Origin of the sequence: Kitasatospora sp. NPDC056800, from assembly GCF_042789775.1 — a bacterium.
In the GTDB taxonomy this organism is placed as follows: domain Bacteria; phylum Actinomycetota; class Actinomycetes; order Streptomycetales; family Streptomycetaceae; genus Kitasatospora.
In genome coordinates, this window is the sequence record NZ_JBHUAL010000281.1 from 1 (window position 1) to 10,036 (window position 10,036).

Genomic DNA, 10,036 nt, shown 5'->3' on the forward strand with positions numbered 1-10,036 from the left:
GCCGCGACGGCCGCGGCCCCCGTCTTTTCGGCCGGACGCCCGGCTCCTCCTACAATCGGGCTCATCATGAGCGCCACACTCGTAGTCAAGGACCTCAGCGCCGGCCACGGCGAACGCACCCTCTTCTCCGGCCTGGACCTGGTCGTCGCCCCCGGCGACGTGATCGGCCTGGTCGGCGTGAACGGCGCCGGCAAGTCGACCCTGCTGCGGCTGCTGGCCGGCCTGGACACCCCCGAGGGCGGCTCGCTGCGGCTGAGCCCGGCGAGCGCCAACGTCGGCCACCTGCCGCAGGAGCCGGAGCGGCGCGAGGGCGAGTCGGTGCGCGACTTCCTGGCCCGCCGCACCGGTGTGGCGGCCGCGCAGGCCGCGCTGGACGAGGCCACCGAGGGCCTGGTCGAGGGCCGGCCGGGCGCCGACGACGCGTACGCCGTCGGCCTGGAGCGCTGGCTGGACCTCGGCGGCGCCGACCTGGAGGAGCGCGCCGAGGAGGTCGCCGACTCGCTCGGGCTGAAGGTCTCGCTGGACCTGCCGATGACCGCCCTGTCCGGCGGCCAGGCCGCCCGGGCCGGCCTCGCCTCGCTGCTGCTCTCCCGCTACGACGTCTTCCTGCTCGACGAGCCCACCAACGACCTCGACCTGGACGGCCTGGAGCGGCTGGAGTCCTTCGTCAAGGGCCTGCGCACGGGCACCGTGCTGATCAGCCACGACCGCGAGTTCCTGGCCCGCACCGTGACCAAGGTGCTGGAGCTGGACCTCCACCAGCAGCAGGTCAACCTGTACGGCGGCGGCTACGAGGCGTACCTGGAGGAGCGGGCGGTGGCCCGCCGGCACGCCCGCGAGGAGTACGACGAGTACGCCGACACCAAGGCCTCGCTGGAGGCCCGGGGCCAGATGCAGCGCAACTGGATGGAGCACGGCGTCCGCAACGCCCGCCGCAAGAGCAGCGACAACGACAAGAACGCCAAGGCGAAGCGCACCGAGTCCACCGAGAAGCAGGCCTCCAAGGCCCGGCAGACCCAGCGGATGATCGAGCGGCTGGACGTGGTCGAGGAGCCGCGCAAGGAGTGGGAGCTGCGGATGGAGATCGCCACCGCGCCGCGCTCCGGCTCGGTGGTGGCCACCCTGCGCGCGGCCGTCGCCAAGCGCGGCGACTTCTCCTTCGGCCCGGTGGACCTGCAGATCGACTGGGCCGACCGGGTCGCCATCACCGGCGCCAACGGCGCGGGCAAGTCCACGCTGCTGGCCGCCCTGCTCGGCCGGCTCGAACTCGACGGCGGCAGCGCCTCGCTGGGCTCCGGCGTGGTGGTCGGCGAGGTGGACCAGGCGCGCGGGCTGTTCCTCGGCGGGGAGCCGCTGCTGGAGGCCTTCGCGGCCGCCGTGCCGGAGCTCGCGCCGGAGGACGTGCGCACCCTGCTGGCCAAGTTCGGCCTCAAGGCGGTGCACGTGCTGCGCCCGGCCGGCACCCTCTCCCCCGGCGAGCGCACCCGGGCCGCGCTGGCGCTGCTGCAGGCCCGCGGGGTCAACCTGCTGGTGCTGGACGAGCCCACCAACCACCTGGACCTGCCCGCGATCGAGCAGCTGGAGTCCGCGCTCGGCTCGTACACCGGCACCCTGCTGCTGGTCACCCACGACCGGCGGATGCTGGACACGGTGGCGGTGAACCGGCGGATCGAGGTCCGGGACGGGCGGGCGCACGAGCTGTAGGGGTCGCCGGGCCCGGGGAGCGGGACCGGCCGCCGGCCGGATCGGCCTCCGGGGATGGCCTCCGGGATGGGTCTCCGGGGATTGGTCTCTACCTCTTCCCGGAAACCCCCTCCCGGAGGGGCCGTCATGTGCTGTGCTGTGCGCCATGGTTGACAGCACTGACAGCGCCGTGGCGGGGACGTCCCACCCGACCGTCCCGCTCACCCCCATGACGGTGCCCGCCCACGAGGCCGAGGCCCGCAGCAGGTCCTTCCACGACGTGATGGCGCAGCGCCGGACCGTCCGCGACTACTCCACCCGCCCGATCCCGGACGGGGTGGTCGAATGGGCGGTCCGGACCGCCTCCACCGCGCCCAGCGGCGCGCACGTCCAGCCCTGGCGGTTCGTGGTGATCACCGACCCGGAGCGCAAGCGGCGGTTGCGCGAGGCGGCCGAGACCGAGGAGCGCGAGTTCTACGGCCACCGGGCGTCCGAGGAGTGGCTGGCCGCGCTCGCCCCGATCGGCACCGACTGGCGCAAGCCGTTCCTGGAGGACGCGCCGGCCGTGATCGTGGTGTTCGAGGTGCACAAGGGCCCCGAGTCGCCGCGCCCGTACTACACCAAGGAGTCGGTGGGGATCGCGGTCGGGCTGCTGCTGGCCACGCTGCACCAGGCCGGCCTGGCCACGCTGACCCACACCCCGAGCCCGATGAAGTTCCTCAACGAGGTGTGCGACCGCCCGGCGGAGGAGCGCGCCGCGTACGTCATCCCGGTCGGCTACCCGGCCGAGGGGGCGCGCGTGCCGGACCTGCGGCGCAAGGAGCTCGACGAGGTGATGGTCCGGCTCTGACGCGCCGGGGTGCGGCCGGGCGCGCCCGCCACCGGGGGGACGCGCCCGCCACCAGAGGGATATCCGATGGTGACAGGTCCCGGCCAAGGACATAATCGCCGCCATGAGCCAAGCACAGCCACGGCCCTGCGGCCTCGCCCCGCCGCTGGTGGAGGCGACCGCCGGGCGGCCGCCGGAACGGCTGCGGCTGCCCGGCGGCCTCTGGCTGCGGCGCCGCCGCAGCAGCCACACGGCGGCGCTGAACCAGGCCGTCCGCGCCAACCTGGACCACCTGCGGCCCTGGATGGAGTGGGCGGCCGAGGCCCCCTCCCGGGCCCGGACCGCCGAGCTGACCCGGGCCGGCGCGGCCGCCTGGGAGGCCGGCACCGACTTCATGTACCTGGCCGGCCTGGACGCCGAGCCCGGCGGCGTGATCGGCGCCTTCGGCCTGCACGGGCGGATCGGCCCGGGCGCGCTGGAGATCGGCTACTGGGTCGCCGCCGGGCACGTCGGCCGGGGCATCGCCACCGCCGCGGCCGGGGCGCTGACCGAGGCCGCGCTGGCCCTGCCCGGGATCACCCGGGTGGAGATCCGCTGCGACCGGGCGAACGGCGCCAGCGCGGCCGTCCCGCGCAAGCTCGGCTACCGGCTGGACCGGGTCGCGGAGGCCGCCGTCCGGGCTCCGGGCGAGACCGGACGGCAGCTGGTGTGGGTGCGGGAGCGCTGACGGCGCGGGTACGGGGGCAGCGCCGCCGTCAGTAGCGCTCGCCGGTCGCGGCCGGCAGCGCGTCCAGCTCGGCCAGGTCCGCCGCCGAGAGCTCGATCCCGGCCGCCCCCACGTTGTCCACCAGGTAGCGCGGCGTCCTGGTGCCCGGGATCGGGAAGACGTACCGGCCCTGCGCCAGCACCCAGGCCAGCGCGACCTGCGCCGGGGTGGCGCCGATCCGCTCGGCGACCGCCCGGACCTTCCCGACCAGCGCCAGGTTGGCCCGCAGCGCGTCGTGCTGGAAGCGCGGCAGCCGGCGGCGGAAGTCGTCGGCGGGCAGCTCCTCGATGGAGGTGATCCCGCCGGTCAGGAAGCCCCGGCCGAGCGGCGAGAACGGCAGGAAGGCGATGCCCTGCTCCTCGGTGTACGGCAGCACCTCGGCCAGCGCGTCCCGGGTCCACAGCGACAGCTCGGACTGCACCGAGGCCACCGGGTGCACGCTCTGCGCCCGCTTGATCTCCTCGACGCCCGCCTCGGAGAGGCCGATGCTCCGGGCCTTGCCCGCCGCGACGACCTCGGCGAACGCGCCCCAGGTCTCCTCGATCGGGACCTGGGGGTCGACCCGGTGCAGCTGGTAGAGGTCGACGTGGTCGGTGCCCAGCCGGCGCAGGCTCTCGTCGATCGAGCGGCGCACGTGCTCGGGCCGGCCGTTGCGCTCCTGCTGGCCCGCGCCGCCCGGCACGATGCCGACCTTGGTGGCCAGGAAGGCGCGCTCCCGGTACGGGCCGGCCAGCGCGGCGCCGACCACCTCCTCGTTGGTGTACGGGCCGTACATGTCGGCGGTGTCGATCAGGCCGACGCCGAGGTCCAGCGCCTGCCGGATCACCCGGACCGACTTCTCGTCGTCCCGGTCCCGCTCGGTGTAGGCCCAGGTCATGCCCATGCAGCCGAGACCGATGACGCCGATCTCCGGGCCGCTCGTGCCGAACGAGGCGTTGCGCATGGTGGTGCTCCCGTCGTGGTTTCCGCGGCTCCCGTGGGGTGGCCGCGGTGGTTCGCGTGGTGGTGCGTGATCAACGCCTTCAGCTTTCACCTTGGAGTGCACTCAAGGTCAAGCCCCTTCGTCCCCGGGCCCGCCGCGACCACCGCCCAACATCGTCTTAACCGTTCCTAAAACCTGTCCCTGACGGGGCGTCCGAGGCCGGGAAATGCTTGACGTGCACAGCTGGTCTAGTCCAGTTTGATGCTCAGCACCGCGCTCCCCCACCCCGGACCACCCCAGGCCGCCGCCCGCCCCGCGCCTCCCCCTCGCGGCGCGGGCGGCCCCCACGTCCCGAGAGGCACCCCCATGCCCAGCGCGCCCCAGCACGCCCCCACGCACCGCCGCCCCGCCCGCCGGACCACCCTGCTGAGCCTCGCCGCCGCCACCGCGCTCGCCGCCGGCGGCCTGGCCGTCCTCGCCGGGAACGCCGGCGCCGCCGACGGCAACCTGCTCGCCAACGGCGGGCTGGAGAGCGGCGCGCTCGGCCCGTGGAGCTGTTCGGCCGACACCGGGAGCGCGGTCGACTCCGGCGCGCACAGCGGGACGTACGCGCTCAAGGGGGCGGTGGGCGCGAGCGACACCGCGCAGTGCGGCCAGACCGTCAGCGTCCAGCCCAACACCACGTACACGCTCAGCGCCTGGGTGCAGGGCCGGTACGTCTACCTCGGCGCCACCGGCAGCGGCGTCACCGACCCGGCCACCTGGACCGCCGGCGGCGCCGACTGGCAGCAGCTGTCCACCAGTTTCACCACCGGGGCGGCCACCACCAGCGTCACCGTGTACCTGCACGGCTGGTACGGGCAGGGCGGCTACCTCGCCGACGACATCGCCCTGACCGGCCCGGGCGGCGGCAACCCGACCACCCCGCCGCCGAGTTCGACCCCGCCGAGCCCGACCGGCACCCCGACCGGCACGCCCACCGGCGGCCCGGGCACCCCGGCGCCGAACGTCGCGCTCCCGGTCGCCCCGTTCATCGACATGGGCGCCTGGCCGACCCCCTCGATGCCCGACCTGGCCAAGGCCGCCGGCCTCAAGGGCTACACGATGGGCTTCGTCACCGGCGTCGGCTGCAAGGCCAGCTGGTTCAACGCCTACGACCCGCGCACCGCCTGGGCCAAGGACCAGGTGGACGCGCTGCGCGCGGCCGGCGGCGACGTCAAGGTCTCCTTCGGCGGCGCCGCCGGCACCGAACTCGCCGCCGCCTGCACCACGGTGGACTCGCTGTTCGCCGAGTACGACGCGGTGGTGAGCGCCTACAACCTGCGCTACGTCGACTTCGACATCGAGGGCGCGGCCATCGCCGACACCGCCGCCAACGACCGCCGCTCGGCCGCCCTCGCCAGGCTCCAGCAGGCCCACCCGGGCCTCAGGGTCTCCTTCACCCTGCCCGTCCTGCCCGAGGGCCTGACCTCCGAGGGCGTCGCCATCGTCAAGTCCGCCCGGGACGCCGGGGTGGCCGTCGACCTGGTCAACATCATGGCGATGGACTACTACCGGAGCGGGACGGACTACGGCAACGCCGCCGTCCAGGCCGCCCAGTCGCTGTTCGGCCAGCTCAAGGCGCTCTACCCGGCGAAGACCGACGCCCAGCTGTGGGCCATGGTCGGCGTCACCCCGATGATCGGCGAGAACGACGACCACCAGGTCTACAACCAGGCCGACGCCCAGCAGTTGGTGGCCTTCGCCCGGCAGAACCACCTCGGGATGCTCTCCTTCTGGGACGCCACCCGGGACGCCAACGCCTGCACCGGCGGCTCACTGTCCAAGTGCACCAACATCCCGCAGCAGCCGTACGAGTTCGCGAAGATCCTCGGCCAGTACGCGGGCTGAGCCCACCGGCCGCCGGCCGCCGGGCAGTCGACCACACGCCCGGTGGCCGGCCGGCCACCTGCCTCGCCTACCGGGACGCGGCATGGTGACGCGCCCCGGGGCGGCTCAGGTGTCGTAGCAGCCGCACCAGGGGGCGTCGAAGCCCAGGCCGTCGGGGTAGAGCTCGAAGTGGACCCGCTCCTCCTCGTCGTCCACCTCGTCCGGTTCGTAGTCCTCGCGCACCAGGCCGAACAGTTCGCCGTCGACGTGCACGGCGAACGGGGCGATCGCGATGTCCCCGTACTCGCGGCCGGGCAGGGCGTCGAGCCACTCCGCCAGCAGCAGCCGGGCCTGCGGCGCCTCGCCGGCGGGGTGTATCCGCGAGTCGAGGTGGCGGCCGGCGCCGTCGAAGCGGTGCAGGACGGCGTAGTACCGCCCGGCGCCGAGGCAGAGCGCCGAGGCGAGGAACTGGCCGCCCTGCCAGCGGCCGATGGTGTCGGTGCGGTAGTCGGGCCGGTGGCTGACGGGGATGACCTCGGGAACGCTCACGGTCGAACCGTACGGGCGAGCTGTGACAGCACCGCCGGCTCCGCGCGGCCCAGCGGCCGGCTCAGCGGCCGGTCGGGAGGTTCGCCCCGCCGGTGCAGTCGAGCACCACACCCGTGACGAAGCCGTTGGCGGCCAGCAGGTGGATCGCCCGGGCGACGTCCTCCGCCCGGCCGACCCGGCCGACCGGGGTGGTGGCGGCGAGGCCCTCGAACAGCGCGGCCCGCTGCTCGGCCGGTACGCGGTCCCACCACGGGGTGTCGATCACGCCGGGCGAGACGGCGTTGACCCGCAGCGGGGCCAGCTCGACGGCCAGCGGCGGCACCATCGCCTCCAGCGCGCCGTTGATGGCGGCCAGTCCGGCGGTGCCGGGGAAGGCGGCGCGGGCCGAGGCGGCGGTGATCAGGGTGACCGAGCCGTCCTCGCGCAGGTGCGGCAGCGCCGCCTGGAGCACGCGCACCTGCGGCCAGAACTTGGCGTCGAAGCCGGCCGCGAGTTCGGCCAGGTCGAGCTGGGCGAACGGGCCGGCGCCGGCCGCGCCGCTGACCGCGACGACCAGGTGGTCGACCACGCCGGTCGTGGCGAAGAAGGCGGCGAGGGCGGCCGGGTCGGTCGCGTCCAGCGGGTGCCCGGTGGTCTTGCCGCCGATCCGGGCGACGGCGGCGTCCAGCCGGTCGCGGTCGCGGCCGGTCACCACGACCTCGGCGCCGTCGGCGGCGAAGGCGGTGGCCGTGGCCTCGCCGATGCCCGAGCTGCCGCCCATCACGACGACGCGCTGTCCGGCGAAGGGGGTTGACGCAGTGCTCATGGTGGTGGGGCCTTTCGACTTGTCGAGACTGTCGGTTCCGGAAATGATGGTTGTCGAGACTGATAGTCTTGTCAAGGGGAATCGGGGAGAGGCACACCGGAGGAGAGGGAGCACGATGAGCGAGACCGAGGGCACCGAGGCCACCGAGGCCGCCCCGGCGGTACGCCCGCACACCGGACGCCGCCGCAACGAGGCCGCCCACCGCGCGATCCTCGACGCCGCGCTGCGCCTGCTCGCCGAGTCCGACGGCACCCCCGTCACCATCGACGCCATCGCCCGCGCGGCCGGCGTCGGCAAGCAGACCGTCTACCGCTGGTGGCCCTCCAAGGGCGCCGTCCTGCTCGACGCCCTCACCGACCGAGCCGACCAGGACGTGTCCGGCCCCGACACCGGCGACCTGCGCGCCGACCTGCGGGCCTTCGTCAGCACCACCTTCGAGGCAGCCCAGCGCGACACCACCGCCCCCGCACTGCGCACCGTCGCCCGCGAGGCCGCGCGCGACCCGCACCTCGCCGACCTGATGCGGAGCTTCACCGCCACCCGCCGCGACGCGCTGCGCGAACTCCTCGCCCGGGGACGCGAGCGCGGCGAACTGTCCGCGGACGCCGATCCGGACCTCATCGCCGACCAGGTCTACGGGGTGTTCTGGTACCGCTTCCTACTCGGGCACGGGCCGCTGGACGCGGGCACCGCGGAGCGGCTCGCCGACTCACTGCTCACGGGGAACGCCGGCGGGAACGCCGAGGCGAGCACCGAGGGGAACCGCACCCGCTAGCCCCGCTACCGCCCCTGGCCGCGCCCGCGCACCAGGGGCAGGTATACCTCGTCGACGATCTCCACCAGCACGTCGTCCGGCGCCGTCGGCACCCCGCGCGCCATGAACTCGTTGCGCAGCAGCACCATCGCCACCGTCGCCACCCGGGGGTGCAGCACCTCGGGGGCGGCCTCGCCACGGGCGACCGCGCGGCCCAGGACGGTGAGCCAGGGCGCGGCCACGGCGTCGCCGGACTGGTCCTGCAACTGGGCCAGGAACTCCGTGGCGCCGCCGGCCGCGGCCAGCAGCTCGCGCAGTACGGCGCCCAGCGGGGAACTCCAGTGGCGGTTCGCCTGGCGGAGCAACTCCAGGGCGTCGCCGCGCAGTTCACCGGTATCGGGGAGCGGGGCGGTCTTCGCGAGCTGCTTGTACGCGGCGATGCCGAGTGCCAGCCGGTTGGGCCAGCGGCGGTAGATGGCGTTCTTGTTGGTGCCCGCGCGGGCGGCGACCTTGTCCATGGTCAGCCCGGCGTACCCGGCCCCGGTGAGCTCCTCGACCGCGGCGCTCAGGATCGCCTCCTCCAGCGCCGCCCCGCGCCGCCGCGTCTGCCCGGCCATGCCCTCGCTCCGCCCAGTCCGCCCGCCGATACCGCCCGTACCCTCCCCATCCTTCTTGCCGTGCCGGGCCGTCGGCAACTACGGTACTGGCCGTACCGTAAATTCTCTCTCGCCGGAAAGGCGGAAGAACGTGCGCACCAAGGGAATCAGCTACGACACCGGATTCATCAGGGACGGGGCGTACTCCCGCGCCTGGTTCGACTCCGAGGCGGTCGAGCGTGAGCTGCGGATCATCCGGGACGACCTGCACTGCACCGCGGTCCGCATCATGGGCGGCGACCCGGAGCGGATCGAGCTCGCCGCCGGCCACGCCGCCGACCTGGGCCTGGAGGTCTGGTTCTCGCCCTACCCGCTGGAACTGACCGCCGACGCGATGCTCGCGCTCCTCACCGACTGCGCCGAGCGCGCCGAGCGGCTGCGGCGGCGCGGCGCCGAGGTCGTGTTCGTCACCGGCGCCGAACTCAGCCTGATGAACCCGGGGTTCCTGCCCGGCTCCGGCATCGGCGAGCGCCTCGCCCTGCTCGCCCGGCCCGAGCAGGTGCGCGCACACCTCGGTGCGGTGAGCGGCCGGGTCAACGCGTTCCTCGCCGAGGCGGTGGCCGCCGTCCGGGCCCGGTTCGGCGGGCGCGTCACGTACGCCGCCGTACCGCTGGAGCGCGTCGACTGGGAGCCCTTCGACCTGGTCTCCCTGGACCTGTACCGCTCCGCCGAGACCGCCGACCGCTTCGCCGGCGGCGTCCGCGACCTGACCGCCCAGGGCAAGCCGGTCGCCGTCACCGAGTTCGGCTCCGCCACCTTCCGCGGCGCCGGCGACCGGGGCGCGAACGGCCTGGACATCGTCGAGTACGCCGACGGGGGCCCGGTCCGCCTGGACGGCGTCTACGAGCGGGACGAGGCCGGGCAGGCCGCGTACGTCCGGGAACTGCTGGAGGCCTTCGACGCCGGCGGCGTCGACGCCGCCTTCGTCTTCACCTTCGCCCTCTACGACCACGTCCACCGCCCGGACGGTGACCCCCGCGACGACCTCGACCTCGCCAGCTACGGCGTCGTCAGGACCTACGAGGACCGCGTGGGAACCACCTACCCCGGCCTGCCCTGGGACCCGAAGGAGGCGTTCTCCGCCGTCGCCGAGTACTACCGCACCCACTGAGCCGCCCGCCGCGGAAGCGGGGGGGGGGGGGGGGGGGGGGGGCCGCCCCCCCCCCCCCCCCCCCCGCCCCCCCCCCCCCCGGCCGGCGCGGG

Annotated in this window: 10 protein-coding genes; 6 read left to right on the forward strand and 4 right to left on the reverse strand. The window is 74.7% G+C overall.

Annotation, left to right across the window (positions count from 1 at the left end):
• Positions 1-66 precede the first annotated feature (66 nt).
• From ACFRQN_RS37750 to ACFRQN_RS37760, 3 genes are all read left to right on the forward strand, one after another.
• Positions 67-1,704: an ABC-F family ATP-binding cassette domain-containing protein gene (locus tag ACFRQN_RS37750; protein WP_074002235.1), complete on the forward strand. Its 1,638-nt coding sequence runs from the start codon at positions 67-69 to the stop codon at positions 1,702-1,704.
• A 145-nt stretch (positions 1,705-1,849) separates the two neighbouring features.
• Positions 1,850-2,533, forward strand: coding sequence for a nitroreductase family protein (locus ACFRQN_RS37755; protein ID WP_049658730.1), 684 nt, complete (start codon positions 1,850-1,852; stop codon positions 2,531-2,533).
• Between the two features lie 103 nt (positions 2,534-2,636).
• On the forward strand, positions 2,637-3,239 hold the full coding sequence (locus tag ACFRQN_RS37760; RefSeq protein WP_117487287.1) for a GNAT family N-acetyltransferase: 603 nt from the start codon (positions 2,637-2,639) through the stop codon (positions 3,237-3,239).
• Between the two features lie 28 nt (positions 3,240-3,267).
• On the opposite strand, the gene ACFRQN_RS37765 is transcribed toward ACFRQN_RS37760, so the two are convergent.
• Positions 3,268-4,221, reverse strand: a complete 954-nt coding sequence (locus tag ACFRQN_RS37765; RefSeq protein WP_049658731.1) for an aldo/keto reductase — start codon at positions 4,219-4,221, stop codon at positions 3,268-3,270.
• A 345-nt stretch (positions 4,222-4,566) separates the two neighbouring features.
• Between ACFRQN_RS37765 and ACFRQN_RS37770 the strand changes: the two genes are divergently transcribed.
• Positions 4,567-6,090 (forward strand): carbohydrate binding domain-containing protein, encoded by a 1,524-nt coding sequence (locus tag ACFRQN_RS37770; RefSeq protein ID WP_380745101.1) that lies wholly within the window; start codon positions 4,567-4,569, stop codon positions 6,088-6,090.
• Between the two features lie 105 nt (positions 6,091-6,195).
• Here the strand turns inward: ACFRQN_RS37770 and ACFRQN_RS37775 are convergent, their stop codons facing one another.
• A complete protein-coding gene (locus tag ACFRQN_RS37775; protein ID WP_380745103.1) occupies positions 6,196-6,618 on the reverse strand; it encodes a hypothetical protein in 423 nt (140 codons plus the stop codon).
• A gap of 61 nt (positions 6,619-6,679) precedes the next feature.
• Positions 6,680-7,423, reverse strand: coding sequence for an SDR family oxidoreductase (locus ACFRQN_RS37780; protein WP_049651400.1), 744 nt, complete (start codon positions 7,421-7,423; stop codon positions 6,680-6,682).
• A 115-nt stretch (positions 7,424-7,538) separates the two neighbouring features.
• Here ACFRQN_RS37780 and ACFRQN_RS37785 point away from each other — a divergent pair, with 115 nt between their 5' ends.
• Complete coding sequence (locus ACFRQN_RS37785; protein WP_380745106.1) at positions 7,539-8,198, forward strand: TetR/AcrR family transcriptional regulator; 660 nt, start codon at positions 7,539-7,541, stop codon at positions 8,196-8,198.
• 5 nt (positions 8,199-8,203) lie between these two features.
• On the opposite strand, the gene ACFRQN_RS37790 is transcribed toward ACFRQN_RS37785, so the two are convergent.
• On the reverse strand, positions 8,204-8,794 hold the full coding sequence (locus ACFRQN_RS37790) for a TetR/AcrR family transcriptional regulator (RefSeq protein WP_380745108.1): 591 nt from the start codon (positions 8,792-8,794) through the stop codon (positions 8,204-8,206).
• Between the two features lie 130 nt (positions 8,795-8,924).
• Here ACFRQN_RS37790 and ACFRQN_RS37795 point away from each other — a divergent pair, with 130 nt between their 5' ends.
• The gene (locus tag ACFRQN_RS37795) at positions 8,925-9,944 is read left to right on the forward strand and encodes a hypothetical protein (protein ID WP_380745110.1); all 1,020 of its coding nucleotides are present in this window, start codon (positions 8,925-8,927) and stop codon (positions 9,942-9,944) included.
• Positions 9,945-10,036: the final 92 nt, after the last annotated feature.

Bases quoted from the DNA above. Each gene is read 5' to 3' on its own strand.
- ACFRQN_RS37750 (WP_074002235.1), top strand. From the start codon at position 67: ATGAGCGCCACACTCGTAGTCAAGGACCTCAGCGCCGGCCACGGCGAA.
- ACFRQN_RS37770 (WP_380745101.1), top strand. From the start codon at position 4,567: ATGCCCAGCGCGCCCCAGCACGCCCCCACGCACCGCCGCCCCGCCCGC.
- ACFRQN_RS37780 (WP_049651400.1), bottom strand. From the start codon at position 7,423: ATGAGCACTGCGTCAACCCCCTTCGCCGGACAGCGCGTCGTCGTGATG.
- ACFRQN_RS37785 (WP_380745106.1), top strand. From the start codon at position 7,539: ATGAGCGAGACCGAGGGCACCGAGGCCACCGAGGCCGCCCCGGCGGTA.
- ACFRQN_RS37760 (WP_117487287.1), top strand. From the start codon at position 2,637: ATGAGCCAAGCACAGCCACGGCCCTGCGGCCTCGCCCCGCCGCTGGTG.
- ACFRQN_RS37790 (WP_380745108.1), bottom strand. From the start codon at position 8,794: ATGGCCGGGCAGACGCGGCGGCGCGGGGCGGCGCTGGAGGAGGCGATC.
- ACFRQN_RS37755 (WP_049658730.1), top strand. From the start codon at position 1,850: ATGGTTGACAGCACTGACAGCGCCGTGGCGGGGACGTCCCACCCGACC.
- ACFRQN_RS37765 (WP_049658731.1), bottom strand. From the start codon at position 4,221: ATGCGCAACGCCTCGTTCGGCACGAGCGGCCCGGAGATCGGCGTCATC.